General features: G+C 71.6%; 26 protein-coding genes. 11 read left to right on the top strand and 15 right to left on the bottom strand.

The window, feature by feature from the left end; translation table 11 throughout:
* Positions 1-75: 75 nt before the first annotated feature.
* From OG210_RS29095 to wrbA, 4 genes are all read right to left on the bottom strand, one after another.
* Positions 76-2,013, bottom strand: coding sequence for an anthranilate synthase family protein (locus tag OG210_RS29095; RefSeq protein ID WP_328324210.1), 1,938 nt, complete (start codon positions 2,011-2,013; stop codon positions 76-78).
* Positions 2,010-2,633, bottom strand: a complete 624-nt coding sequence (locus OG210_RS29090; protein WP_371539479.1) for an isochorismatase family protein — start codon at positions 2,631-2,633, stop codon at positions 2,010-2,012. Before OG210_RS29090 ends, OG210_RS29095 begins: the two co-directional genes overlap by 4 nt.
* 34 nt (positions 2,634-2,667) lie before the next feature.
* The gene (locus OG210_RS29085) at positions 2,668-3,438 is read right to left on the bottom strand and encodes a 2,3-dihydro-2,3-dihydroxybenzoate dehydrogenase (RefSeq protein WP_371539477.1); all 771 of its coding nucleotides are present in this window, start codon (positions 3,436-3,438) and stop codon (positions 2,668-2,670) included.
* 80 nt (positions 3,439-3,518) lie between these two features.
* A complete protein-coding gene (gene wrbA / locus OG210_RS29080; protein ID WP_371539473.1) occupies positions 3,519-4,136 on the bottom strand; it encodes an NAD(P)H:quinone oxidoreductase in 618 nt (205 codons plus the stop codon).
* 325 nt (positions 4,137-4,461) lie between these two features.
* On the opposite strand from wrbA, the gene OG210_RS29075 reads away from it, so the two are divergent.
* Positions 4,462-6,537 (top strand): helix-turn-helix domain-containing protein, encoded by a 2,076-nt coding sequence (locus OG210_RS29075; protein ID WP_371539470.1) that lies wholly within the window; start codon positions 4,462-4,464, stop codon positions 6,535-6,537.
* Here OG210_RS29075 and OG210_RS29070 read toward each other — a convergent pair.
* A complete protein-coding gene (locus OG210_RS29070; RefSeq protein WP_371539466.1) occupies positions 6,491-7,687 on the bottom strand; it encodes an IS701 family transposase in 1,197 nt (398 codons plus the stop codon). The two genes, OG210_RS29075 and OG210_RS29070, sit on opposite strands and share 47 nt — an antisense overlap.
* Before the next feature lie 229 nt (positions 7,688-7,916).
* The gene (locus OG210_RS29065; RefSeq protein ID WP_328324219.1) at positions 7,917-8,543 is read right to left on the bottom strand and encodes a YigZ family protein; all 627 of its coding nucleotides are present in this window, start codon (positions 8,541-8,543) and stop codon (positions 7,917-7,919) included.
* A 58-nt stretch (positions 8,544-8,601) separates the two neighbouring features.
* Between OG210_RS29065 and OG210_RS29060 the strand changes: the two genes are divergently transcribed.
* Positions 8,602-9,009 carry a CoA-binding protein gene (locus OG210_RS29060; protein WP_328324221.1) on the top strand — a complete coding sequence of 136 codons (408 nt, stop codon included), beginning with the start codon at positions 8,602-8,604 and terminating at the stop codon, positions 9,007-9,009.
* A 56-nt stretch (positions 9,010-9,065) separates the two neighbouring features.
* Here the strand turns inward: OG210_RS29060 and OG210_RS29055 are convergent, their stop codons facing one another.
* Positions 9,066-9,620 carry a YbaK/EbsC family protein gene (locus OG210_RS29055; RefSeq protein WP_328324223.1) on the bottom strand — a complete coding sequence of 185 codons (555 nt, stop codon included), beginning with the start codon at positions 9,618-9,620 and terminating at the stop codon, positions 9,066-9,068.
* A gap of 108 nt (positions 9,621-9,728) precedes the next feature.
* Complete coding sequence (locus OG210_RS29050) at positions 9,729-10,313, bottom strand: XRE family transcriptional regulator (RefSeq protein ID WP_328324225.1); 585 nt, start codon at positions 10,311-10,313, stop codon at positions 9,729-9,731.
* Between the two features lie 108 nt (positions 10,314-10,421).
* Between OG210_RS29050 and OG210_RS29045 the strand changes: the two genes are divergently transcribed.
* A complete protein-coding gene (locus OG210_RS29045) occupies positions 10,422-11,288 on the top strand; it encodes a DMT family transporter (RefSeq protein WP_328324227.1) in 867 nt (288 codons plus the stop codon).
* Between the two features lie 26 nt (positions 11,289-11,314).
* On the opposite strand, the gene OG210_RS29040 is transcribed toward OG210_RS29045, so the two are convergent.
* Positions 11,315-12,037, bottom strand: coding sequence for an acyltransferase (locus tag OG210_RS29040; RefSeq protein ID WP_371539461.1), 723 nt, complete (start codon positions 12,035-12,037; stop codon positions 11,315-11,317).
* A 172-nt stretch (positions 12,038-12,209) separates the two neighbouring features.
* Here OG210_RS29040 and OG210_RS29035 point away from each other — a divergent pair, with 172 nt between their 5' ends.
* The 3 genes from OG210_RS29035 (at position 12,210) to OG210_RS29025 (ending at position 13,678) form a co-directional block, all read left to right on the top strand.
* Positions 12,210-12,734, top strand: coding sequence for a gamma carbonic anhydrase family protein (locus tag OG210_RS29035; protein WP_371539458.1), 525 nt, complete (start codon positions 12,210-12,212; stop codon positions 12,732-12,734).
* A gap of 99 nt (positions 12,735-12,833) precedes the next feature.
* Positions 12,834-13,331 (top strand): CrcB family protein, encoded by a 498-nt coding sequence (locus tag OG210_RS29030; RefSeq protein WP_371539455.1) that lies wholly within the window; start codon positions 12,834-12,836, stop codon positions 13,329-13,331.
* Positions 13,328-13,678 carry a DUF190 domain-containing protein gene (locus OG210_RS29025; RefSeq protein WP_328324235.1) on the top strand — a complete coding sequence of 117 codons (351 nt, stop codon included), beginning with the start codon at positions 13,328-13,330 and terminating at the stop codon, positions 13,676-13,678. Before OG210_RS29030 ends, OG210_RS29025 begins: the two co-directional genes overlap by 4 nt.
* 54 nt (positions 13,679-13,732) lie before the next feature.
* On the opposite strand, the gene OG210_RS29020 is transcribed toward OG210_RS29025, so the two are convergent.
* Together OG210_RS29020 and OG210_RS29015 are read right to left on the bottom strand one after the other, a co-directional pair.
* On the bottom strand, positions 13,733-14,386 hold the full coding sequence (locus tag OG210_RS29020) for a DedA family protein (RefSeq protein WP_328324237.1): 654 nt from the start codon (positions 14,384-14,386) through the stop codon (positions 13,733-13,735).
* A 199-nt stretch (positions 14,387-14,585) separates the two neighbouring features.
* On the bottom strand, positions 14,586-15,023 hold the full coding sequence (locus tag OG210_RS29015; RefSeq protein WP_328335324.1) for a DUF4442 domain-containing protein: 438 nt from the start codon (positions 15,021-15,023) through the stop codon (positions 14,586-14,588).
* A gap of 109 nt (positions 15,024-15,132) precedes the next feature.
* On the opposite strand from OG210_RS29015, the gene OG210_RS29010 reads away from it, so the two are divergent.
* Together OG210_RS29010 and OG210_RS29005 are read left to right on the top strand one after the other, a co-directional pair.
* Positions 15,133-16,173 (top strand): hypothetical protein, encoded by a 1,041-nt coding sequence (locus tag OG210_RS29010; protein WP_328324239.1) that lies wholly within the window; start codon positions 15,133-15,135, stop codon positions 16,171-16,173.
* A gap of 133 nt (positions 16,174-16,306) precedes the next feature.
* Positions 16,307-17,680: an MFS transporter gene (locus tag OG210_RS29005; protein ID WP_371539451.1), complete on the top strand. Its 1,374-nt coding sequence runs from the start codon at positions 16,307-16,309 to the stop codon at positions 17,678-17,680.
* Here the strand turns inward: OG210_RS29005 and OG210_RS29000 are convergent.
* On the bottom strand, positions 17,642-18,487 hold the full coding sequence (locus OG210_RS29000) for a fused MFS/spermidine synthase (RefSeq protein ID WP_328324243.1): 846 nt from the start codon (positions 18,485-18,487) through the stop codon (positions 17,642-17,644). The genes OG210_RS29005 and OG210_RS29000 overlap by 39 nt on opposite strands.
* Positions 18,488-18,599: 112 nt before the next feature.
* Complete coding sequence (gene tuf / locus OG210_RS28995) at positions 18,600-19,796, bottom strand: elongation factor Tu (RefSeq protein ID WP_328324245.1); 1,197 nt, start codon at positions 19,794-19,796, stop codon at positions 18,600-18,602.
* Between the two features lie 409 nt (positions 19,797-20,205).
* Between tuf and OG210_RS28990 the strand changes: the two genes are divergently transcribed.
* Positions 20,206-20,910: a TVP38/TMEM64 family protein gene (locus OG210_RS28990; RefSeq protein WP_328324247.1), complete on the top strand. Its 705-nt coding sequence runs from the start codon at positions 20,206-20,208 to the stop codon at positions 20,908-20,910.
* A 135-nt stretch (positions 20,911-21,045) separates the two neighbouring features.
* Positions 21,046-21,921, top strand: coding sequence for an undecaprenyl-diphosphate phosphatase (locus OG210_RS28985; protein WP_328324249.1), 876 nt, complete (start codon positions 21,046-21,048; stop codon positions 21,919-21,921).
* Positions 21,922-22,034: 113 nt separating this feature from the next.
* On the opposite strand, the gene OG210_RS28980 is transcribed toward OG210_RS28985, so the two are convergent.
* Positions 22,035-23,120, bottom strand: coding sequence for a slipin family protein (locus tag OG210_RS28980; protein ID WP_328324251.1), 1,086 nt, complete (start codon positions 23,118-23,120; stop codon positions 22,035-22,037).
* Between the two features lie 256 nt (positions 23,121-23,376).
* Between OG210_RS28980 and OG210_RS28975 the strand changes: the two genes are divergently transcribed.
* Positions 23,377-24,774 carry a hypothetical protein gene (locus tag OG210_RS28975; RefSeq protein ID WP_371539445.1) on the top strand — a complete coding sequence of 466 codons (1,398 nt, stop codon included), beginning with the start codon at positions 23,377-23,379 and terminating at the stop codon, positions 24,772-24,774.
* A 55-nt stretch (positions 24,775-24,829) separates the two neighbouring features.
* On the opposite strand, the gene meaB is transcribed toward OG210_RS28975, so the two are convergent.
* Positions 24,830-25,825, bottom strand: coding sequence for a methylmalonyl Co-A mutase-associated GTPase MeaB (gene meaB, locus OG210_RS28970; protein WP_328324255.1), 996 nt, complete (start codon positions 25,823-25,825; stop codon positions 24,830-24,832).
* Position 25,826: the final 1 nt, after the last annotated feature.

The following is a 25,826-nucleotide window of genomic DNA, read 5'->3' as shown; positions in this document are numbered from 1 at the left end:
GAACCGGTGCGGAGTCCGTCGTCCGGGCGGGTACGGCACATGCCGTCGGGCCGGGTGTGATCGCGTCCGCGGCGCTCATGTGTTCAGCACCTCCGCCATGAGCCGTTCCAGGATGCGTACGCCGTCCTGGGTGAGCAGGGACTCGGGGTGGAACTGCATCGAGGCGAAGTGGGTGCCGCGCAGGCCGTACACCTCGCCCGTGCGGGTGTCACGGCTCACCTCCACGATCCCGGCCGCACCGCAGTCGACCTTGTCGTGGGAGGAGACCGCGGCGAAGGTGTTGTAGAAGCCGGCCCGCTCCCGGACGCCGAAGAAATCGATCTCGTGCTGCACGCCCTGGTTCGGGGTGGCCCGGCGGACCACCTCGAAGCCCGTCTCGCGGCTGAGGAGTTGGTGGCTGAGGCAGACGGCGAGGAAGGGCCGCCGCTCGGCGAGCAGGGTCCGTATCGCCGCCCGCAGGTGGGCGATCTTCGGATGGCCGTTGTCGTGCGGGGACCCGGGGCCCGGCCCCATGATGACGAGGTCCCAGCCGTCGAGGCTGTACGGCTCGTCGAAACGCCGCACCGTCACGGAGAGCCCCACCGACCGGAGTTGGTGGGCGAGCATCGCTGTGAAGGTGTCCTCCGCGTCGACGACGAGCACCTTGCGGCCCCTGCCGGACGGCGCGTCGTCCGCCGCGTCCGCGACGGGGCCGCGGGCCGGGTCCGTCCCTCCGCCGGCGAGCCAGAAGCCGGCGATGGTGGTGTTGCGCCGTTCCAGCGCCGCCCGCACCTGTGGGTGCGACGCCAGCGTCGTCGGTGCGTCGGCCTGCAGCGCCGCGAGCAGCCCTGCGGCTTTGGCCCGGGTCTCCGCCACTTCGGAAGCCGGGTCGGAGTGGCGTACGAGCGTCGCGCCGACGCTGATGTTCACCCGTCCCTCCGCGCCGATGTCGGCGGTACGGATGAGGATCGCGGAGTCGAGGGCACGGGCACCGGCCCCGTCCTGCCCGATGAGCGCGACGACCCCGCTGTAGTAGCCGCGGCCCTGCGGCTCGTACGTGTGGATGACCCGGCAGGCGTTCTCCAGCGGGCTGCCCGTGACCGTGGGCGCGAACATCGTCTCGCGCAGGATCTCGCGCGGATCCCTGGTGCTGCGGCCCTCGATGACGTACTCGGTGTGCGCGAGGCGCGCCATCTCCTTGAGGTGGGGGCCTGTCACCCGGCCGCCCTTCTCACAGATCCGGGCCATCATCTTCAGTTCCTCGTCGACGACCATGTAGAGCTCGTCGGCCTCCTTGCGGTCGGCGAGGAACTCCAGCACGCCGGGGAGGGTGGGCCCCGACGGCGGGTAGCGGTAGGTGCCGCTGACGGGGTTCATCACGGCGGTTCCGTCGCGCAGGCTGACATGGCACTCGGGTGTGGCACCGACGAACGTACGTGTCCCGGTGTGGACGATGAACGTCCAGTACGCGCCCGACTCCCCCAGCAGCAACCGCCGGAAGAGGGTGAGCGCACTGCGTGGCGTATAGCCGGTGATGTCGGCCACGAACGTGCGCTTGAGGACGAAGTTGGCCCCAGCGCCCTGGCCGATCTCGTCGGCGATCACCCGGCGGACGGTGTCGGCATAGGTGTCGTCGTCGATGTCGAAGTGCCCGTCGGCCAGCTCGATGGCGGTGTCCGGAATCCGGGACAGCGCATCGGTGACCGTAGTGGTCGCCTGGTCGGCGACGGTCATGGCGATCAGCGGCGCGCCGTCGTCGGCGCAGGCGAAGCCGCGCTCGGCGATCTGGCGGTAGGGGACGAGGACCAGCATCTCGTGCCGGGGAGCACCCGGCCGGGCAGCCTCGTCCGGCAGCGGGATCTCCGCGAGCGTGGCGGGCGTCGAGACCTCACCGAGCAGGACGTCGAGCGTTTCCCGGCCCGACACCGTGGGACGGTGGAGCAGCGCGAACGGCGGCGGCCGGTCGCCGAGCACCCGTCCGAGCAGGTCGGGGTGGCCCTGCGGCAGAGGGGCGCGCTGTCGGGTTCCGGTCACAGCAGGACTTCCTTGGTCGTGACCGCCATCGCACAGTGGCTCGCCGCGTACTCGACGGCCTGTCGGTGCTGTTCCGCGGAGAAGTCGGCGACGGCGTCCGCGACCAGGAGGGTCTGGATGTCGTTGGTGAACGCGTCGACGGCGGTCATGAGCACACCGACGTGTGCGTACACGCCACAGATGATCAGCTGGTCGCGGCCGGCCTCGCGCATGTGCTTCAGCAGGTCGGAGCGGAAGAAGGCGCTGTAGCGCCACTTGGTGAACACCCAGTCGCCGGGGACCGGGGCCAGCGGCTCGACGACGGCCCGGTCCGCGGGGGCGGTGCGCATGCCGGGTCCCCAGAAGTCGGCGAGCAGGCCGCGCTGTTCCGCGGTCATGCCGCCGGGCTGGGCCGTGTAGGCCACGGGGACGCCGAGCGCCGCACACCGGTCCCGCAACGCCGCCGCGTTGCTGACGAGTTCGTCGCGCAGAGCGGCGGGCAGGGGCTGCAGGAAGTACCGTTGCATGTCATGAACGAGCAGCACGGCCCGCTCCGGGTCGGCGGTCCACTCCGCGACATTGGCGGGCAGCTCGGCCGACGTCGGCATCGGGTAGGGCTCAATACGGGGTATGCCGGGCAAGATCCTTCTCCGCTGGTTGGGGTCAGTGAGGCGGTCAGACACCGAGTGCGGCACCCCCGTCGACCGTCAGGTCGTGCAGGGTGATGTGCGAGGACTGGTCCGAGAGGAGGAAGACGACGGCGTCGGCGATGTTCGACGGACGGGCCAGCCTGCCGAGCGGGATGCCCACCCGGAAGGCTTCGGGCCGGCCTTCGATGGTGCCCCTGGGCCCGCTCTCGTCCTGCCACATCGAGGTGAGCATCGGGGTGTCGGTCGAGCCGGGCGCGACCACGTTGCAGCGGATGCCGTACCGCGCCAGTTCCAGGCCGAGGCTCTTGGTGAACATGGACGCCGCCGCCTTCGACGCGGCGTACGCGGCCATGTCCGTACGGGGGGTGCCGGCCGCGTTCGACGCGACGGTGACGATGCCGCCGCGCGAGCGGGGGACCATCCGGTTGGCGACCGCACGGCACATGTGGAAGACACCGGTGGTGTTGACCGCGAAGGTCGACACCCAGTCCTCGTCGGTGAGGCTCCGGGCTTCCCCGAGGCGCAGCACACCGGCCGCGTTGACGAGATGGTCCACGGGCCCCAGCTCGGCCTCGACCCGCTCGACCGTCGATTCGACGTTCTGGCTGCTTGTCACGTCGCAGACGAACCCGTCGACGTGGTGCCCTTCCGCGACGAGACCGTCCACCGTGCGCCGGAGGCGGTCGCCGTCCCGGTCGACTGCGGCGATCCGGGCACCACGCTCCCCCAGTGCCCGGACCACGGCTGCACCGATTCCGCCGGCTGCCCCCGTGACCAGGGCGATCTTTCTCTCCATGGGTCGGACCTCCTGTGATGGTGTGCGTGCTGACGCGGGCTGTGCCGCCCACTGACGCGGTCTGTACGGCGGCGGAGACGTCAGCCGGTCCGGAGGCCCCGTTTGAGGGCGGCAGCGATCCCGGCGACCCGGCGGGCGTGGAACTCCATGGCCGCGAGGTTCTCCTCGCCGACGTGGCCGGGCCGGTTGCCGGAGACGCTGCTGACCCCGTACGGGTTGCCGTTGCCCGGAGTGGACAGGACCGGGTCCACCGCGCCGGTCGGCACGATGATCGCGCCCCAGTGGTAGTAGGTGTTGTTCAGCGCGAGGATGGTGCTCTCCTGCCCGCTGTGCCCGGCTGCCGATGAGGTGAACGAGGAGACGACCTTGTTCACCAGCTTGCCCTGGAGCGACAGCCCCACGGTCGTGTCGAGGAACTGCTTCAACTGCGCGGCGGGGAGGCCGAATCGGGTCGGCGTGCCGAAGAGGACCGCGTCCGCCCACTCCAGGTCGTCCAGGGTGGCCGGGGGTATCTCACGGGTGGCCTCCAGATGTGCGGCCCAGGCGTCGTTCGCCGCGACCTGCGACTGCGGAAACACTTCCGCCACCCGGCGCAGGCGCACCTCGGCGCCCGCTTTCCTCGCGGAGTCGGCTGCCGCATCGGCCAGCCGGTGCACGTTCCCGGTTGACGAGTAATAGACCACGGCGACGTTCAACATGGCGCTCTCCCTCAGTGGATGAACAAGGCGCACGGGGGCCCGGCCGGCCGGGAGGCGCAGGCCCGCTTCGCACTGCCCCGATCCTGTGGCGCGGACGAAGCACCCGCCAAGGACCGTCGGCGCAATCCGTCAAGTGGCGGGTACTCCATCAGGTTCCCCGCGCGGACTCGGCGGGCGCCGGGGGCCGGGTGTCCGCCGTGCCGCGCCCCGTTCGCACCTCCCTCCATCGTTCAACAAACTGTTGACTCTGTTAGGTCGGCTGCGTAGGTTCCGAGGGGCTGCGCAAAGGGGAACGCAGCTGCGAGAACATGACAAAGGGAGCAACTTGTCGCAGATCAGGGTGGGATCCGACGTGCTCGCCGTGCTGGAGTTACTGGCCGAAGAGGCACCGGTCGAGCAGGTGGAAGAACTGGTGACGCGAGCCCTGGAGGGAGGTGTCGCCGACGCGAGGCGGGATGCGCTGAAGCGGGCCAGGGGGCTGGCTCTGCGGATCCACGCACAGTCGGGACGGCGTCAGCAGCGGGAGATGGGACTGTCCGCCCTCGTCGACACCGCACGCGAGCTCGCCACGGCCCAGGAACTGGACGCCGTCCTCAGAGTCGTCACACGCCGGGCACGTCTGCTGCTCGGCCTCGACCTGGCCTTCGTGAGCTTCCCGGCCGGGGAGCAGGGGTTCGTGCACGTCCGCAGCTCCGACGGGCACACATCGACCAGGACGGTCGGCCTGCGGCTGCCGGCCGGCACCGGGCCGGTCGGTGAGGCCCTCGTCAGCTCCGCCCCGTTCTGGACGCCCGACTACCCGGCCGACAAACGGTTCTGCCACCACCCGGCCTTCGACGAGGTGGCGGGGGCCGAGGGACTGCGCGCGATCGTGGCGGTGCCGCTGAGCCAGGGCGCGCGGCCGGTCGGCGCTCTCTGCGCCGCTGCCCGGAACGTGCGGCACTTCAGCGCCGACGAGATCTCGCTGATGAGCTCGCTGGGAGACCTCGCGGGCGCGGCCATCGAGAGGGCGCGCCTGCTCGACGCGGCCAGGGCCACGGCTCCGGAGGGGCCCGCTCTCCGTCTGGAACGCGAACTGAGCGAGACGCAGAGCCGGTTCACCGCACTGGTACTGAACGGCGGAGGTCCGCAGCCCCTCCTCGCGGAGCTGGCCCGACGGCTGGACGGAGCGGTGCGGGTGCACGCCCTGGACGGCACTTTCCTGGCCACGGCCGGTGAGCCGCCGGACGAGCGGCCGGACTTCGGTGGGACCGCTCGCCCTTCTGCCGCGTCCTCTGCTGCAACGTCCCTTACCGCACCGTCCCTTACCGCACCGCCGTCTCCCGCCACGCCGGAGGCGCGGGCCGCCGGTGAACCCGTCGCGCTGGCCGACGGCTCCTGGGCCGCACCGATCGTCGCGGGTGAGGAGCACCTCGGCACCCTGCTCATGTTCCCGGGGCACCGGCTCACCGAGTTCGACGAGCGGTTACTGGGGCTGGGCGCGCGGTTCACCGCCATCGCGCTGCTCCTGGAAGCGGGCCGGAGCGCCGGCGCCCACGGACGGATCCGGCACAGTCTCCTGGACGACCTGCTGGCGCTCTCCGGGCCCCCCTCCCATCTTCTGGAGGCGCGCGCCCGCCGCTGCGGCATCGACCTGGACAAGCCGCACATCGTGGTCATCGCCCGCCCCGAGCGGGCATTCGGGAGGGAGCTGAGCTCCTGGGCGGTCTCGTACACACAGCGTGTGAACGGGCTCATGAGTATGCGCGAGGGCTCCGTCGTACTCCTGCTCCCGGGCAACGAGGCGGGAGCCGCGGCCCGTGCCGTCCACGCCGAGCTGTCCCCGCTCCTCGACCGGCGCGTGACGGTGGCAGCGGCCGGCCCGGTGACCGAAGCCCTGCCGGTCACCGGTGCCCACCAGGAGGCCAGGCGCTGCCTCGACGCGATGACCTCACTCGGAGCCACCGGCCGTGCCGCATCCCCGCGCGAACTGGGCGGCCTCGGCGTGCTCCTGTCGGGCAGTCACGATGTCGGCGCGTTCATCGACGCCACGATCGGACCGGTGGCCGACTACGACCGGCTGCGCCTCACCGCACTGGTCCCCACCCTGGAGGCGTACTTCGAGACGGGCTCCAGCCCGACGTACGCGGCCGAACGGCTGCACGTGCACCCCAATACGGTCACCCGGCGGCTGGAGCGCATAGGCGAACTGCTCGGTGCCGGCTGGCAGCAGCCGGAGCGGGCGTTCGAGGTGCAACTGGCCCTGCGCCTCTCCCGTATCCGCCATGCCCTGCGGGGCGGGGGGCTCTCGTCTGCCGCCGCCGTTCCCGCGAGCCCGGACGTCTGGCGCCCGCCGCGGCGGCGGGCGCGCGACGTCACGAAGCCCGGGACTCCCGTTCTGCCGCGCCGGCCACGACGGTGATCGCATGGGCGGCCGAGGCCAGCGTGAGATGCCGGTGCCAGCCGCCGAAGGAGCGCCCCGCGTAGTCCCGGACACCCACCTGATCGGCGATCTCGGCGCAGTCGCGGTCGACCCGGCCGATCAGCTTGCTCAGCCGCAGCAGCGCGCCCGGGGGCGCGTCGGTCAGGTCGGTGAGCCAGAGCCCGCTGGGCCAGCGTCCGCTGTCCCTCCACTCACCGAGCAGCAACAGACCGCGCCCGTCACCGACTTGCTCAGGAGCCCCGAATCGGGAGGCGCGGGAGGGCAGTCCGACGCGCAGGGCCGCGACCAGGCTCGTCCGCATCATGGCCGCCGGGCCGTGGTCGGTCCAGGCGGCCTGGCGCCGTAACTCCTTGGCCGCGCCCATGATCTGGTGCGCGGGGAGCTCGCTGCGCCGGGCCTGCGCCGGCGCGCCCGCCGCGATCAGCGGCTGGGTGCCGCTCACCCTGATCAGGAACGGCAGTCCCGCGGCGCGCAGTTGCCGGACCGTGGTGACGGCGTCCGCCTCGCGTGCGTCCAGCACCACCGGGAGACGGGGCAGCCCGGGTTCTGCCACCAGTTCGCGGCATACCTCGATCGCGCACTCGCCCAGCGTCTCCTCCGGACTCAGCGATTCGGGAATCGAAGCCCTGATCCGGCGTTGCCCGTCGTCGAGCCACGCCCCTGACAGGTGCAGCCGCCAGTTGACCGGGCTGCTCATCCGGTCGGACGCCGCCCAGACCCCGAAAGCCTGCTGGGCGTTGAGAACCTGGCCGAAGGCGGGGAAGTACCGCCGGTCGACACCGACGGAGTGCTCTCCGGCCTTCGGAATGATCATCGGCCGCACGACCCACGCACTGGGGAGCGCAACCCGCGCCAGGTACCGGGCGAGCTGCCCGCGCACCTCCGCCCAGTCCCACGTGGAACTGCTGATGAAGTGGTGCAGCCCCTGTTCGGTGGTCGCACCACCGGTCAGCGCGGCCATGTTCCGGATCGATTTGCGTCCCTCGGCTGCCAGGAGGCCGCGTACGTACTCCACACCCCGCCTGCGCTGGTCGCGCCGCGGCAGGGACGCGAAGAGCACCGAGCACAGTTCGGTGAGCACTTCCTCCTGGGCTCCGGCGTGGAGGGATGCGTGCGCCTCTCTCTGCATGTCTTGCGCGTACAGGGCAACACCAGACATTGATCTACCCCATCTCGTCTCCCGGCACGGGACAGCCGTGCTTGACGCTGTTCCTCAACGGTGCGGGGTACTGCTGGGTAGCTCATAGGTATTCAGGACACACTGCTGAGGCGCGGTCCGGTGACTTGGTCACCGCCGCACAGCGGCACACAGGGATGTCGGCTGATTCCGATGTCGGCTGTTTCAGCTGCCACCGGTTTCAGATGTCGCCGTACGCCTCGCTGCCCAGTTCCAGCGATGCGGCCCCGGCCGTACTGTCGGCGAGCCAGGCCCGGAAGCTCGGGACATCCGCGTCCGGCAGCGCGATGCCGATCGTCACCGCCTCCGCGTAGCGGACCTCGCGCACGACGCGGCCGGTGGCCCGCAGGTCGTTCTCCAGCTTGCCCGCGCGCTGGTGGTCGACGGTGACCGTGGCCAGCCGGTAGCGCTGTCTGACGACGGTGCCCAGCTCGTCCAGGGCCTCTCCGACAGCTCCGCCGTAGGCCCGGATCAGCCCGCCCGCCCCCAGCTTCACCCCGCCGAAGTAGCGGGTGACGACGGCGACGGCGTACCGCACCTCGCGTCGCAGCAGCATCTGGAGCATCGGCACACCGGCGGTCCCGCCGGGCTCACCGTCGTCGCCCGCCTTCTGGACGGAGGCGTCGGCCCCGATGACGTACGCGAAGCAGTTGTGGGACGCGCCGGGGTGCTCCCTGCGGATGCGTGCGAGGAAGGCCTGCGCCTCCTCCTCGGTCGCGGCGGGCGCCAGTGCGCAGATGAAGCGCGACCTGTTGACCTCGGTCTCGTGCACGCCCTCACGGGCGACTGTCCGGTACTGCTCCTGCATCGGGCCAGCCTATGCGGCCCTGCGGGAACAGTCCTGGCCGGTACGCCGTTGTCCTGTCATGTACGCAGACACGGACACCATCCGCAAGATCCTCACCACGACCGGCGACACCTGGGCGGTGGTGGGTCTCTCGAACAACAGGGGGCGGTCGGCGTACGGCGTGGCCGGAGTGCTCCAGCGTTTCGGCAAGCGGGTCGTGCCGGTCCATCCCAAGGCGGAGACGGTCCACGGCGAGCAGGGGTACGCGACGCTCTCGGACATCCCGTTCCCGGTCGACGTCGTCGATGTCTTCGTCAACAGCGGTCTGGCGGGCGCGGTCGCCGACGAGGCGGTGGCCATCGGCGCCAAGGCCGTCTGGTTCCAGCTCGGGGTGGTCGACGAGGCGGCGTTCGGGCGGGTGCGGGAGGCCGGACGTGACATGGTCATGGACCGTTGCCCGGCCATAGAGATCCCTGCTCTGGGCTGACGTGCCCAGGGCCTTTCGTCTGGGGCAGGGCGGGACCGCAAGAGGTCCCGGCCGCCTCAGCCGCCCAGCCCCTCGATGACGACCGCGCCGGGCAGCCCGGCGAACGCCTTGCCGGGAAGGATCAGCTTGCCCCTGCGGCTGCCGCTGCCGACCAGCACCCATTCCAGGTCCACGACGGCGGAGTCCACGAGCAGCGGCCAGGCGGCGGGCAGCCCGACCGGGGTGACCCCGCCGTACTCCATGCCGGTCTCGCCGGTGGCCGTGTCCATGGGCGCGAACGACGCCTTGCGCGCGCCGAGTTGCTTGCGGACGGCGCCGTTCACGTCGAGGCGGGTACGCGAGAGCACCAGGCAAGCGGCGAGCGAGGTCTCTCCGCCGCGCTTGCCCGCGACGACGACACAGTTCGCCGAGACATCGAGCAGCTCCGGACCGTAGTGCGCCACGAAGGCAGCGGTGTCGGCGATCGCCGGGTCGCTGTCCACGTAGATCAGGTCCTGGACCGGGACGTCCCCCTGCCAGTTCCGCACCGCGTCGGCGACCGGTGCGGTGAGCAGGTCCAGGCAGTCCTGGGCGTGGCGGACGTCTTCGAAAGTACCGATGGGGGCGCGCATACGGCTCACGCTAACAGCCGCCGCCCGTACCCCGGTTCGGGGCAGCCGCACGCCCGCCCCGCCCGGGAACAGCAGGCCGGACCACCGCTGCGACCACCGGCGGCCGGACTACGGGCGCTGTCGGCCGACCGGCGGGATGGAGACCGCCATCGTCATCTCGACCGGCTCCGTGCCCTCGTTGCGGTAGGCGTGCTCCACATTGGCCTCGAAGGTCGCCGAGGTCCCGGCCGGTACGGAGTGCGCCACCCCGTCGGCGACCAGTGTGAGTTCACCGGCGGTGACATGGAGCAGCTCCACCGTCCCCGGCGGGTGCGCGTCCGATGCGCTGCCGTCACCGGGCATCAGCCGCCAGCCCCACATCTCCAGCGGCCCGCGCGTCTCGTCGCCGACGAGCAGGACCGTGTGGCTGCCCGCCTCCGTCCCCCACATACGGACCGCCTGGTCGGCCGGGACGATTCTGACCTGCGGTCCCTGCTCGTAGTCGAGGAGCGTGGTGATGCTGACCCCGAGGGCGTCCGCGAGCTTCACCGTGGTGCCGACGCTGGGGTTCGTCCGGGCCTGTTCGATCTGGATGATCATTCCCCGGCTGACCCCCGCCCGGGCCGCCAGCGCGTCGAGTGTGAAACCCCGCTCGCCGCGCCAGCGCTTGAGGTTCCGGGCGAGCGACTGCGTGAGCTGGTCGAAGTCCGACACATTCCGTCCATCGTCCTGGCCATCCATTATCTTGGATGACAGAGTTCAATATCTTGCACTACCGTGTGGTGCACCCACCGATTCACCGCACTGTACTGCGAGGCCCTGATGACTGCCCTCTTCGCCCTGGCGACCAGCCTGCTCTGGGGGCTGGCCGACTTCGGCGGCGGACTCCTCACCCGGCGGATACCCGCCCTGACGGTGGTCGTCGTCTCGCAGTCGGTGGCCGTGGTGGTGCTCGGCTCGATCGTGGTGGCCACCGGCGGCTGGAGCGAGTCCGGCCCGCAGCTCTGGTTCGCCGTGGCGGCCGGCGTGGTGGGGCCGGTGGCGATGCTCAGCTTCTACAAGGCCCTCGCACTCGGGCCGATGGGCGTGGTCTCACCGCTCGGCTCACTCGGCGTCGTCGTCCCGGTCGGCGTCGGTCTTGTGCTCGGTGAACGGCCCGGCCTGCCGCAGTTCGCCGGGATCGCCGTGGCCGTCGCGGGCGTGGTGCTCGCGGGCGGGCCCGAGCTGCGCGGAGCGCCGGTGCAGCGGCAGGCCGTCGCGCTGACGCTGGTCGCCGCCGTGGGCTTCGGCACGGTGATGTCCCTGATCTCCGAGGCGTCCACCACCGTCACCGGCCTCTTCCTCGCGCTGTTCGTCCAGCGCGTCGCCAATGTGGCGGTCGGCGGGACCGCCCTGTACGTCTCGGTGCGGCGGGGGGCGCGGGCACTGCCCGAGGGCGGCGGGGCGGGGCTGATCCTGCGGTCGCTGCCGGCGCTCGCCTTCGTCGGCCTCGCCGATGTGGCGGCCAACGGCACCTACTCGCTCGCGGCCCACTCGGGGCCGGTCACCGTCGCCGCCGTACTGGCCTCCCTCTACCCGGTGATCACGGCGCTCGCCGCGCGCGGTTTCCTCAAGGAGCGGCTGCGCGCGGTGCAGGCCGCGGGTGCGGGACTCGCGCTGGTGGGGACGGTACTGCTCGCGACCGGCTGACGGAGAGCTGCGGGAAGCCCGGGCGGTCAGGAAGCGTCGGGCTCCAGGCTGCCGAGGGCGAGCAGCTGCTCCGGGGTGACGCCTTCCGGGATGGGCACGGGGGCGGGTGTACGCAGTGGGGGCTGCCACCCGTTCTCCGCGTCCCAGCTCCGTACGATCCGCGCGGGCGCTCCGGCGACCACCGCGTGGTCGGGCACCTCGCCGCGTACCACCGCGCCGGCGGCGACCACGACATTGCGGCCGAGCCGGGCCCCCGGCAGGATGACCGCGCCGGTCCCGAGCCAGCATCCGGGCCCGATGACCACGGGCTCGGTCCGCGGCCACTGTTTGCCGACGGGCTCGTGCGGATCGTCGTAACTGTGGTTCGTGGACGTGATGTAGACGTACGGGCCGCAGTAGGTGTCCGATCCGACGGTGACCTTGGTGTCGGCGATCACATGGCTGCCGCGCCCGAGCACGACACCGTCGCCCAGCGTCAGGATCGGCTCGGGACCGAGGTCCAGATCGGGCATCATCCCGGCCGTGAGCGTGACCTGTTCGCCGATGATGCAGTGGTCGCCCAGCTCGATCCAGGGTTCGCCGAAGACGGCGCCCTGCGGAAAGGCGAGTCTCGTTCCGGTGCCGATCCGGCGGAAACGCAGCTTCCCCGGCCGCTCCGCCGTCACCGCGCCCGCCCGCTGCACCCACTGCCATCCGGCGTGCAGCGCACGGGATGTCAGCGATGAGAACGTGTTTCTGTTCCGGGCCACCCCCACACCGTACTCAGCGGGCCGGGCGGCGATCAGAGGGGCGGGCTGTGATCTTCGACCCAGCGTCGCTTACGGTGCCGGAGGGCGCGGCGCGCACCACACGGAGCAATCCCCGGGTCCCGGTAACGCGGGAAGCGATGCGGGAAGCGATGCGGGAAGCAAGGAGACAGCAGTGGCGGAGCAGTCCTTGATCAGCGGTGTCGGCGGCCGGGAGCCGGTGATCGACCCGCAGTCCTTCACGGCGCCGACATCCGTCGTCATCGGCGATGTGACGCTGGCCGCCGGTTCCAGCGTCTGGTACCACACGGTGCTGCGGGCCGACTGCGGGCCGATCGTGGTCGGCGCCGACAGCAACATCCAGGACAACTGCACCGTGCACGTCGACCCGGGATTCCCGGTCACGGTCGGCGAGCGGGTGTCCGTGGGACACAACGCGGTGCTGCACGGATGCACGGTGGAGGATGACGTACTCGTCGGGATGGGTGCCACGGTCCTCAACGGCGCACACATCGGCGCCGGTTCACTGATCGCCGCCCAGGCCCTCGTCCCGCAGGGGATGCGGGTCCCGCCGGGCTCGCTGGTCGCGGGGATCCCGGCGAAGGTCAAGCGCGAGCTGACCGACGAGGAGCGCGAGGGCATCAAGCTCAACGCGGCGATGTATCTGGAGCTGGTCAAGAGCCACCGCGACGTGGGCTGAACCCGTCACGTCCGGATGGCGGGGCCCGGCCGCCCGAGGCTAGCCTGAAAGCGCAGCCGTGCCGTGCGCGGGAGCCCTGCGACCAGGAGACGGATGTCCATGGGTGCGGACCGCACAGTGGATCAGCCGCCCGGACCGGGCCCGGGCGGTACGCCGCCGCTGCCCGCCGCACGGCGTGCGCGGCGCCGCGGCCCGCTGCTCGGCCCATGGCCGGTTCTGGCGGTGGTGTCACTCGGTGGCGTCGCCGGAGCGTCGGCCCGGTACGGCGCCGCGCTCCTCTGGCCCACCGCGGCCGGCGGTTTCCCCTGGACGACCCTGCTGGTGAACGTCGTGGGGTGCGCCGTGATCGGGGTGTTCATGGTGGTGATCACCGATGTGTGGGCGGCGCACCGGCTGGTGCGCCCGTTCTTCGGCACCGGGGTGCTCGGCGGATTCACCACGTTCTCCACCGTCGCGGTGGACGTCCAGCGGCTGGTGGACGGCGGCCACGCCCGTACCGGCCTGGCGTATCTCGGACTGACACTGCTCGCGGCTCTCGCAGCGGTGTGGAGCGCGGTGTGGGTGTCACGCCGTGCAGTGGCGTGGAGGCAGACATGACCGGGCCGAGCGGTACCGCCGCCCTGCGGGCGACCATCTTCGTCGGGGAATCCGACCTCTGGCACCACAAGCCGGTGTACTCGGAGATCGTGCACCGGGCCCACCGCGCCGGGCTGGCGGGTGCGAGTGTCTTCCGTGGCATCGAGGGCTTCGGCGCCTCGTCACTGATCCACACCCAGCGGCTGCTGTCGCTGAGCGAGGATCTGCCGGTGGCCGTGGTGATCGTGGACACCGCCGACAGGGTCCGGGCGTTCCTGCCCCAGCTCGATGAGCTGATCACCGAGGGCATGGTGACTCTCGACGACTGCGAGGTCATCCACTGTCCGGAGCGGCAGCCGGACCGCTGAGCTGCTGCTAACCGCTGAACCGCTGCCGTACGTGACCCCGTGCGGGCCCGCGGTTCAGTCGGCGGGTACGGATTCCGGCGTCTCGGCAGCCGCCTGGGCCTTGGCGTGCGCCTTCTTCGCCCGGTTCTTGATGATGAGCATCGAGGCCACGCCGATCACGGCGGCCACGGCCAGGCCCGCGTACGAGAAGTTCTTGAACCACGACTCGGCGACGATGCCGACGTAGTAGACGGCGGCGGTCGTGCCGCCGGCCCACAGGATGCCGCCGAGTGCGTTGGCGGTGAGGAACTTCCAGTACGGCATGTGCAGTACGCCGGCCAGCGGCCCGGCGAAGATCCGGAGCAGGGCGATGAAACGGCCGAAGAACACCGCCCACATGCCCCACTTCTCGAAGGACCGCTCCGCCATGGCGATGTTGGCCCCGCTGAAGTGTCCGGGGAATCTGCGGCCGAGCCAGGCGATCAGCGGGCGTCCGCCCTTGCGCCCGATGGCGTACCCGATCGAGTCTCCGATGATCGCGCCGCCCGAAGCGCAGATGCCCAGGACGAGCGGGTCGATATGGCCCTGCTGAGAGGCCAGCAGGGCGGCGCTGACCAGGACGATCTCGCCCGGCAGTGGGATCCCGAGGCTCTCCACCCCGATGACCACCGCGACCAGCAGATAGATACTTATCGCCGGAATCGTCTCCAGCCATGCCTGGACGTGCAACGCCGGCCCCTGCCCTTCGAAGTACCCGTGATCTGCCGGGGGGCGCGCCCCCCGCGCCGCCTGTCTGGAAGCCTACCCGCTCGCCCGGCAGCGGTCGCGAACAGCGGAAGGCGCCCCCGCCGCGCGGGGGCGCCTCGTACACGGGAAGCCGGGACCAGGAACCGGCAGCCGGCACCTCAGCAAGTCAGCAGCTGGACAGTCAGGAGTTCGGACGCAGGGTCCAGACCACCGTCATCTCACCGGTGACCGCCTCGTCCGCTCGCCGGATCGCGATGTGGACCGGGAACTCGGGGCGCTCCCCCGCGTCCAGCTCCGCCACCACATCGGCCACCGGGCGGCCCAGCGTGGCGGTCGCGGTGACGTCGCCCATCGCGAGCTTCCGGTAGTCGATCTCGGCGCGCACCGCGAGCGGCACGGCACGCGTCATCTGCTCGCCGAACGCGGCGATGACGATCGCGCCGCTCGCCGACTCCGCGAGGGTGAACATGGCGCCCGCGTGCGGGCCGCCGACGTGGTTGTGGAAGTCGGCCTGGTCCGGCAGCCGGACGACGGCCCGCTCCGGCGTCGTCTCGATGAAGTCGAGGTTGAGGGTCCTCGCCATGGGCACGGTGGCAGCGAGCAGCTCGCCTGCGGACATCTGGTCTGCGGTCATGGAACGGGAGGTTACCCGCGAGTAGGTCACTTGGCCATCCCGGGACGGGGGCGGCCGTAGCGACGTGGCCCTGTCACCTCTATGGTTACTCGCCATGTGGCCAGGACAGCAGCCGCCCGGGGGCGAGCAGAACCCGCAGGACCAGAATCCGAATCCCTATCAGCAGCCGGGGTACCAGCAGCCGAACCCTTATCAGCAGGGACAACCTCAGCCAGGACCTCCGCAGCAGGGAGCCCCGCAGGGTTACCAGCAGCCCAGTCCGTACCAGCAGCCGACGGTGCCTCAGTACGCGGTGGGAACGCCGCCCGGCGCGCCCCGCTCGCCCGAGGACAAGAAGAAGACGACGATCATCGCGATCATCTCCGCGACGGCGGTCGTCGCCGCCGCGGTGATCACCGGTGTGGTCGTGTTCAAGGACGACGGCGGCAAGGGCGGTACGGTCCAGGCCGCCAAGTCGCCGTCCCCCTCCGTGTCCACGGACCAGAAGAACCCGGCGCCCGCGCCCAACCCGCGCGCCGGCGGCGACGGACCCAAGCCGGTCGTCGCCGGATGGAAGGTCGTCGTGAACCCGAAGTGGGGCACCGCCTTCGACGTGCCGCCGGACTGGGAAGTGGCGTCCTCCGGCATGTTCAGCGGCTTCGAGGACGACAAGGGCAAGACACTGATCGGCCAGTCGGCGCCCGCGTTCTACAAGTCGAAGTGGTGCACGGAGGACTCCGACAAGGACGGCTACACGGAGGACACCGGGCTCGGCGGCGCGGGGACCAAGGGAGCGGACGGCGCCACGAGCACCAAGGACGTCGCCGAGAAGCAGGTGCCCTGGTGGGTCTACGGCGCGTACACCCAGCCGAACAAGAAGCTGGTGAAGACCTCCAAGGCGAAGCCGTACACGACCAAGTCCGGGGTCACGGGCAGCCTCGCCCGCGCCTGGGCGACCGGCGTGCCGAAGAAGTCCAAGTGCACCACCGACGGCCAGGCCATCACCTTCGGATTCAAGAACTCCGCGGGCGACTTCGTGGCGTTCTCGCTCTACAACAGCACCGGCGTCCCCGGGGCCATCCCCCAGTCGACGGTCGACAAGATCCTCAGCACGGTACGGCTGGCAGGCAAGCCCACCGGCGCGAGCGCCGGCTGAGGCCCGGTTCCTGACGGAATCCGACCCAGCCCGACCCGATCTGACCCAATCCGCCTGATTGCGCCCAGTTTTCGGCGGATCGGTGTCGCGAATGCGTTTGGCATGGAGGGGCGGCGGCAGCGATAGTCCCAGAGTGACGTCTGCTGCCACCGCCCCTCCGCACTCCCGCCGCCCCTCGTGGGCCGGGCGTAACTACACCCTGCTCACGGCGGCCGCCGTGGTGACGAGTCTGGGCAGCAACGGAGCCCTGATCGCTTCGGCGTTCGCGGTGCTGGACACGGGTGGCGACAGCAGCGACGTGGGCCTGCTCGCGGCGGCCCGCACCCTGCCGCTCGTCCTCTTCCTGCTCATCGGCGGAGCGCTGGCCGACCGGCTGCCGCGCCACCGGGTGATGGTCGCGGCCAACGGCCTGAACTGCGTCTCCCAGGCCGCCTTCGCCGTCCTGGTCCTGACCGGCCACCCGCCGCTCTGGCAGATGATGGTGCTCACCGCGCTGTGCGGCACGGGCCAGGCGTTCTTCTCGCCCGCCTCCGAGGGAATGCTGCTGTCCACCGTCCGGGGCGAGGAGGCAGGCCGGGCCTTCGCGTTCTACCGGATGGCCATGCAGGGCGCGGGAATCGGCGGCGCCGCGCTGGGCGGGGCGCTGATCGCCGCCATCGGACCGGGCTGGGTGCTCGCCGTCGACGCGGCGGCCTTCGCCGTCGCCGGGTCGCTCCGGGCCTTCCTCGACGTCAGCCATATCGCGCCGCGCGCACCGGGCGGCGGGATGCTCGCCGATCTACGGGAGGGCTGGCGCGAGGTCACCGGACGGCCCTGGCTGTGGAGCATCATTCTGCAGTTCGCCGTGGTCAACGCGGTCATCGGCGCCGCGGAGGCGGTGTACGGGCCGCTGGTCGCACGGGATTCGCTGGGCGGCGCGGGCCCCTGGGGGCTGTCACTCGCCGCCTTCGGCGCGGGCACGGTCGGCGGGGCGCTGATCATGACGCGCTGGAAACCACGCCGGCTGCTGCTGACCGGGACGCTGTGCGTCTTTCCGCTGGCGCTGCCGTCGGCTGCTCTCGCCGTGCCGGTCCCGTTCGCCGCCCTGGTCTGTGTGATGTTCTTCAGCGGCGTACTGGTCGAGACGTTCGGCGTCTCCTGGATGACCGCGCTGCACCAGGAGATACCGGAGGACAAGTTCTCCCGGGTCTCCGCCTACGACTGGCTCGGCTCACTCGCGATGCTCCCGCTGGCCACGGCGCTGGCGGGCCCCGCGGAGCAGGCGTTCGGACGGACCGCGTCGCTGTGGGGGTGCGCGGGGCTCGTGGTCCTGCTGACGGCCGCGGTGCTGTGTGTGCCCGGTGTACGGAATCTGACGCGCCGGACAGCTGCGGACGGGGCAGCCGCCGGCCCCGCGGCTCCGGGCACGGCCGCGACGGATACGGCTGCCGGTGTCCTCGCCCCGGAGCGCGTACCGGGCGCCGGGCCGTCAGCCGATGCTGAAAGCTCCGTCGGGCGGCTCGGGTGAGGCGACCGCTTCCGCGTCCGTGACCGGCCGGGCGCCACCGGTGAACCGGGCCAGCGGGGCTCCGTGCTCGACCCGCGCCGGAAAGGCGTCCGAGGCCGTACGACGGCTCAGCGCCGCGGTGTCCAGCTCGGTGTTCGAGGCGACGAGGACCGCGTTGCCGAAGCGCCGGCCGCGCAGCACGGCCGGCTCGGCGATGAGCGCGACCTCGGCGAACACCTGGGAGAAACCGGCGAGTTGGGTGCGCAGGAAGCCGAACGGCGCGCCGTCCGCGAGGTTCGCCGCGTAGACCCCGCCGTCGCGCAGCACCCGGGCGGCCGACCGCGCGTACTCGACGGATGTGAGGTGGGCGGGCACCCGGGAACCGCCGAAGACATCGGCGATCAGTACGTCGGCGGACGCCGCGGGCCTGCCCTCCAGCCAGGCACGCGCGTCCATGGCGTGCACGGTGATCCCCGAGCCGTGCGGCAGCGGCAGTTCTTCGGCGACCAGGGCGAGCAGCCCCCTGTCCGCCTCCACCACCTCCTGCCGCGATCCCGGCCGGAGCGCCGCCACGTAGCGGGGCAGCGTGAGCGCTCCCCCGCCGAGGTGCACGACGTCGAGCGGGTCCCCGGGGCCGGCCGCGCAGTCCACCACGTGGCCGAGCCTGCGTGCGTACTCGAACTCCAGGTACTCCGGGTCGTCCAGGTCCACATACGACTGGGGCGCGCCGTCGACCGTGAGCAGCCAGGCCCGCTCCCGGTCGACGTCGGGCAGCAGTCTCGCGGTGCCCTGGTCCACGTCCCGGATCACCGGTATCGCCTCGTTCACCGTCCCATTGTGCCGTCCGCGCCCGGCGCCCGGCGCCCGTCTCCCGCCGCGTACGGGAGGCGGGCGCCGGGACGGGCCGGATACCACCCGTCCCGGCCCTCGGACAGGCCGGTTACGACCCGTCGCCGATGACCTCGGTGACGGTGCCGGCGCCGACCGTGCGGCCGCCCTCGCGGACGGCGAAGCCGAGGCCCGGCTCCAGCGGCACGTCACGGCCGAGTCCGACGGTCATGGTGACCGTCTCGCCGGGGCGGGCCACCGCGAGCCCCCCGAGGTCGACATCACCGACCACGTCCGCGGTACGGATGTAGAACTGCGGCCGGTACCCGGTGGAGACCGGGGTGGTCCGGCCGCCCTCGGCCGCCGACAGGACGTACACCCGCGCGGTGAACCGGCGTCGCGGTGTGACGCTGTCCGGCGCCGCCACCACATCGCCACGGCGCACCGCGTCGCGTGGCACCCCGCGCAGCAGCAGCGCCACGTTGTCGCCCGCCTCGGCCTCCGTCATCGGCTTGCCGAAGGTCTCCAGGCCGGTGACGACCGTGCCGGCCGGGCCCGTTCCGGCGCCCAGCAGCTGCACCCGGTCGCCGACGCGGATCCTGCCGCGCTCGACGGCGCCGGTGACGACCGTGCCGCGCCCGGTGATGGTGAGCACGTTCTCCACCGGGAGCAGGAACGGCGCGTCGGTGTACCGCTCGGGCATCGGGACGTAGGTGTCCACGGCGTCGAGCAGCGCCTCGACCGAGGCCGTCCAGCGCGGGTCGCCCTCCAGCGCCTTCAGCCCCGACACCCGTACGACCGGGGCCGCGTCCCCGCCGTACCCGTGGGCGGAGAGCAGTTCGCGGACCTCCAGCTCGACCAGGTCGGTCAGCTCCTCGTCCCCCGCGTCCGCCTTGTTGAGGGCGACGACGATGTGGTCGACGCCGACCTGGCGGGCCAGCAGGACGTGCTCGGCGGTCTGCGGCATGACCCCGTCGAGCGCGGAGACGACGAGGATCGCCCCGTCGAGCTGGGCGGCGCCGGTGACCATGTTCTTGATGTAGTCCGCGTGTCCCGGCATGTCGACGTGGGCGTAGTGGCGGGTGTCGGTCTCGTACTCCACATGCGTGATGTTGATGGTGATGCCGCGCTGGGCCTCCTCCGGCGCCCGGTCGATCCGGTCGAAGGAGACGAAGGAGGTACTGCTGTCCGCGCGGTCGCTGAGCACCTTGGTGATGGCGGCGGTCAGGGTGGTCTTGCCGTGGTCGACGTGGCCCATGGTGCCGATGTTGAGGTGGGGCTTGGTACGCACGTATGCCGTCTTGGGCATGGCTTTTTTCTTCCTCGCGAAATTCGGAGAACACCGAAGTGTGGCGGGACCCCCGGAGCCGGCCGACCCTCCCCCTGCGGGGTCCGCCGGACAATCCGGGAAGGGTCAGCTTCGGGCGCCGCCGAGCGGCGCTGCATCAACCGCGGTACCGTGCACGGCCGTTGTGACAAGTGCGATGGGATCGGGGAGACCGGCAGCCTTCGGCGCGTCCGCGACTGCGGACGGCGCTGCGAGGAAGGCGTACCGGAACATGCCCTGATGATCCCCCGGGGCCGCCGGTACGTCGACCGGTTTTCCCGCCCGTGCGGAGATCCGTGACGGGCCGTGAGCAGCCGCGGAGCGCCCCGGGCCGCCGGGAAGGCCGGAGCCATTACGACGATCACACCCGGGTGTCGGTTAGTCTCCCGGGATGCTGGAGCCCGCTGCCCGACCCTCCGCCGGCCTGACCGCGCGCTGCGTCAGAGCACTTGCCTCGCCGTGGTCCCGGCTCTCCCTGCTCGTGGTGCTCCTGGTGGCCGCGGCGACGCTGATGCTCCTCTTCCAGCCGCAGCGGCTGCTCGCGGCGGGCTGGCCGCCGCAACTCAGCGGTGTCTCGGCCGTCGTGCTGTTCTCCGCCGCGTACGGCGCGTGCACGGCTGCCTTCGTACCCCGGCCGCTGCTGAATCTCGCGGCGGGCGCCCTCTTCGGCAGCCAGGCCGGCCTGGGCGCGGCCGTCGCCGGGACGGTGCTGGGGGCCGGTGTCTCCTTCGGTCTCGGCCGGCTGCTCGGGCAGAGCGCGCTGCGGCCGATGCTGCGCGGGCGCTGGCTGACGGCGGCCGACGGGCAGTTGAGCAGGCACGGCTTCCGTTCGATGCTCGCACTGCGGCTCTTCCCAGGGGTGCCGTTCGCCGCCGCCAACTACTGCGCCGCGGTGTCCCGGATGGGGTGGCTGCCGTTCCTGCTGGCCACCGGGCTCGGGTCGGTCCCGAACACGGCGGCGTATGTGGTGGCGGGCAGCCGGGCGTCGTCGCCCACCTCACCGGCGTTCCTGGTCTCGATGGGCTTCATCGTGGTGTCCGGGGCGGGCGCGGCGTGGATCGGCTGGCGCAAGCGGCACCGGCTGCGCGGCCACTGACACCGTCCGGGAGCGTGGCGAGGGCCGCGGTGGGGGCAGTTGGGCGGCCGTACGCGCGAGGGTCACCGGCCGTACACCTGCGGCGGTTACGTTCCTTGCGCATCAGCCCCTTGATCCTTTGGACGGCCTCCACCCATGTCTTGGTTCGAATCGTTCGTCCTCGGATTCGTGCAGGGGCTGACCGAGTTTCTGCCCGTGTCCTCCAGCGCCCATCTGCGGCTGGCCTCGGCCTTCGCGGGCTGGCCCGACGCGGGCGCGGCCTTCACGGCCATCACCCAGATAGGCACCGAGGCCGCGGTCATCATCTACTTCCGCAAGGACATCGCCAGGATCGTCTCGGCGTGGTTCCGCTCGCTCACCGACCGCTCGCTGCGCGGCGACCACGACGCCCGGATGGGCTGGCTCGTCATCGTCGGGACGATCCCGATCGGTGTGCTGGGGATCCTGCTGAAGGACCAGATCGACACGTCCTTCCGGGACCTGCGGGTCATCGCCTGCACCCTGATCGGGATGGGCCTCGTGCTGGGCGCGGCCGACCGGCTGGCCGACCGCGACGAGAGCGGCGGCAGGCACAGAGCGGGCCGGGAGCGCAGGTCACTTCAGGAGCTGACCGTCCGGGACGGGCTGGTCTACGGGCTGTGCCAGGCGCTCGCGCTGGTGCCGGGCGTCTCCCGCTCGGGCGCCACGATCAGCGGCGGCCTGCTCATGGGCTACACCCGTGAGGCTGCCGCCCGGTACTCGTTCCTGCTGGCGATCCCCGCGGTCCTCGCCTCGGGGGCCTTCGAGCTCAAGGACGCGGCCGGGAGCGGTGGGACGGCGTGGGGGCCGACGCTGCTCGCGACGGTCGTGGCGTTCGCGGTGGGGTACGCGGTCATCGCGTGGTTCATGAAGTTCATCTCGTCGAAGAGCTTCATGCCGTTCGTGGTCTACCGGATCCTCCTGGGTGCCGCCCTGTTCGTCCTGGTCGGTACGGGCGTACTGAGCCCGGACGCGGGTCCGGCCGGGGGCTGAGGCGGCAGTCTCCGTGCCGCAGCACGGCGCGGCTTCAGTACGGACCGGACCGGGCGGTACTGAACCGGCAGGCTCGGTCCCTCACCGGTTCACCTGCCGGTTCACGTACCGATTCACTTCTCGGTGCCTGACTCCTTCTCCGGACCGTCGGGCGGCTCTCCGGGCGGCTCGGTCCCCGCGTCCGCGGAGCGGCCGGGACCGGCTTCCGATGACATCCCGGGATCCTCTTCCCCGGACGGGCCTGGCTCCGCCGACCCGGACTGCTCCAGCGCCTCCAGCCCCGGCAGCGGGATTCCGAGCGTCGACAGGTCCACCTTCGCCGCCTCGATCTCTTCGGCGGAGAGCCCGGGTACGGCGGCCTCCACCGCCTCGGCCGCGGAGGTACCGGGCTCCGCCGTGCCGGTCTCCCCATCGGGCACCGCCCCCGGCATCTGCTGGAAGCGCTGTGCCCGTTCCAGGAACCGGAGCAGCTCCACCGGGAACGGCAGGACCAGCGTGGAGTTCTTCTCGGACGCGACCTCGGCCACCGTCTGCAGCAGCCGGAGCTGGAGGGCGGCCGGGTGCTCGGACATCACTTCGGCGGCCTGGGCGAGTTTCTTCGACGCCTGGAGCTCGGCATCCGCGTTGATGACGCGGGCCCGCCGCTCCCTGGCCGCCTCCGCCTGCCGTGCCATCGACCGTTTCATCGTCTCGGGCAGCGACACGTCCTTGATCTCCACCCGGTCGATCTGGACGCCCCAGCCGATGGCCGGGCTGTCGATCATCAGCTCCAAGCCCTGGTTCAGCTTCTCGCGGTTCGACAGCAGATCATCCAGATCGCTCTTGCCGATGATCGAGCGAAGCGAGGTCTGCGCCATCTGCGAGACCGCGAACCGGTAGTCCTCGACGGCGATGACCGCGTCGGCCGCGTTGACCACCTTGAAGTAGACGACGGCGTCGACCCGTACCGTCACGTTGTCCCGTGTGATGCCCTCCTGGGCCGGGACCGGCATGGTCACGATCTGCAGATTCACCTTGTGCAGCCGGTCGACGCCCGGGATCACCGTGGTGAAACCCGGCAGCCGTTCGGATTCGCGCAGCCGGCCGAACCGGAAGACCACACCTCGTTCGAATTGCTTGACCACGCGCGCCGCCGAGATTCCGTACACAGCGGCGAGACAGAGGATCACCACTATCGCGGTCAGAAGTGCTGCCACCATTACGACCCCCTAGTGCCCGAGTCGTTTACCTCTCCCACGATATGCCCCAAATGCCGCACTCGGCGATCGGCGCAGGGAACCGGCCGCTCTCCGGACGGTCCGCCGCGCCGGCCAGGGCGGCCAGGGCGGCCAGGATCCCGCAGACGTACGCCGTGCCGGCCATGTTCCGGTGTCGACCGGCGGACTGATCTGACGGTTCGGTGACGGACGGCTTCGCCTCGGGGTTTCCCGCCGCCCGGCGGCCTAGCGTGGGCCTGTGACAGCCCCCGCCCCCCTTGCCGAGAAGTCCGCCGAGCCCGTGTCCCCGGCGCGCCGGGGACGGCGGCCCGATGTCATCGCCGCCGTCGCCGCAGCACTGCTCGTCGCCGCGGCCGCCGTCATCGGCACCGTCATCCAGAACGCCGACGGCACCCTGCACGTGGCGTGGCCGCCGCTGCTGGCCGCCTGGTTCCCGCATGCGGGTCCTGGCACTCCCGCTGCTCTCGCCGTCGCGGCCGGAGTGATCGTCTACGGGCCGGTGCTCGCCGCCCGGCTGTCCTGGCGGACGCTGACGCCAGTGGTCTACGGCGCGTCGATGGCCTGGATCTGGTCGCTGGCCCTGGTGGACGGCTGGCAGCGGGGCGTCGCGAACCGGCTCATCAACCGGAACGAGTACCTCAGTGCCATCGACCGGTTCGCGCACATGGGACCGACGCTGCGGGACTTCGACCAGCACATCCTGATCGGACAGCCGCACAACTGGCCCGCGCATGTGGCCGGACATCCGCCGGGTGCCACGCTGACCTTCGTCTGGCTGGACCGGATCGGCCTCGGCGGCGGTGGCTGGGCCGGCGTCTGGTGCATCACGGTCGGCGGATCGGCGGCGGTCGCCGTACTGGTGGCCCTGCGCGCCCTGACCGACGAGCGGACCGCGCGCAGGGCGGCGCCCTTCCTCGTCCTGGCACCGGCCGCCGTCTGGATCGGGACGTCGGCCGACGGCTACTTCGCGGCGGTCGCCGCCTGGGCGGTCGCCCTGCTCGCCCTGGCGGCCACCCGTACGGTCCGTGCCCCCGCACTCGTCGCACTGGCGGCGGGACTGCTCTTCGGCTGGGCCCTCTATCTCTCGTACGGGCTGACCCTCTTCGCGGTCCCGGCCCTCGCGGTCCTCCTCCTCGCCCGCACTGCCCGGCCGCTGGCGCCCGCGCTGGCCGGAGTGGCGCTCGTCGCCCTCGCGTTCACGCTCGTGGGCTTCAACTGGTGGGAGGCGTACGGCCTGCTGGTGGAGCGCTACTACCAGGGCGTGGGAGGCGACCGGCCGCAGAGTTACTGGGTCTGGGGCAACCTCGCCTGCGCCGTGATCATCACCGGGCTTGCGTCCGTGGCCGGGCTGCGGCGGGCGGTGGCCTCGCTCCCGGGTGCGGTACGCCGCTGGCGCGGGACGCGGGACGGCGCCACCGACCGGCTCGGGGTGCTCGCCCTGGCTGTCCTGCTCGCGCTGCTCATCGCCGATCTGTCGGGCATGAGCAAAGCGGAGACGGAGCGCATCTGGATTCCCTTCGCGCTCTGGTTGCTCCCCGCGGCGGCTCTGCTCCCGGCCACGGACCGGCGCCGCTGGCTGACGTCGCAGGCGGTGCTCGCCCTGCTCGTCAACCACCTGCTGCTCACCACCTGGTGAGCAGCAGATGGTGAGCAGCAGGTGGTGAGCAACGGCATCCCGGCCCGGCAGCGACTCAGCCGGGTGACGCCCCCCGGAACGCGCCGAGGATCCGCTCGGCGGCGAGGGTCGGCGTCAACGTGCCGCCGCGCAGCTCCTGTTCGAGCAGCGGGGCGAGCCGTCTGACGTCCGGGTGGTCGTGCAGTTCCTTGAGCAGCCCGTCGCGGACCATCGTCCAGGCCCAGTCGACCTGCTGGTCACGCCGTTTGGCAGCCAGCCGGCCGGACGCGTCCAGGACCTTGCGGTGCTGTTCGAGCCGTTCCCACACGGTGTCGAGACCGAGGGACTCCCGGGCGCTGCAGCTGAGCACCGGCGGGGTCCACGCGGCGTCGGCCGGGTGCATCAGCCGCAGCGCGCCCGCGAGTTCGCGCGCGGCCGAGCGCGCGTCGCGTTCGTGCGGGCCGTCCGCCTTGTTGACGGCGATGACGTCGGCCAGCTCAAGGACGCCCTTCTTGATGCCCTGCAGCTGGTCGCCGGTGCGGGCCAGGGTGAGCAGCAGAAAGGAGTCCACCATGTCCGACACGGCGGTCTCGGACTGGCCGACCCCGACGGTCTCCACGAGGACGACGTCGTACCCGGCCGCTTCCACCACGACCATGGCCTCCCGGGTGGCGCGGGCCACCCCGCCGAGGGTGCCCGCGGTCGGTGAGGGCCTGACGTAGGCCGCCGGGTCCACGGCCAGCCGCTCCATCCGGGTCTTGTCACCCAGGATGGAGCCGCCGGTCCTGCTGGACGAGGGGTCGACGGCGAGCACCGCCACCCGGTGGCCCATGCCCGTGAGCAGGGTGCCGAAGGCGTCGATGAAGGTGGACTTCCCGACGCCGGGCACCCCGCTGATCCCGATCCGGCGCGCTTTCCCGGAGTGCGGGAGCAGCGCGGTCAGGAGCTGCTGGGCGAGGGCCCGGTGGTCCGCCCGGGACGACTCCACCAGCGTGATCGCCCGTGCGACGGTGGCCCGTGACCCGTCGATGACGCCCTGGGCATAGCGGTCCGGATCGATGTGCGGTGCCATC

It is taken from the genome of Streptomyces sp. NBC_00466 (assembly GCF_041433995.1).
In the GTDB taxonomy this organism is placed as follows: Bacteria; Actinomycetota; Actinomycetes; order Streptomycetales; family Streptomycetaceae; genus Streptomyces.
Note: the sequence above shows the minus strand (reverse complement) of the source record. Positions and strands in the feature narration are given on the sequence as shown.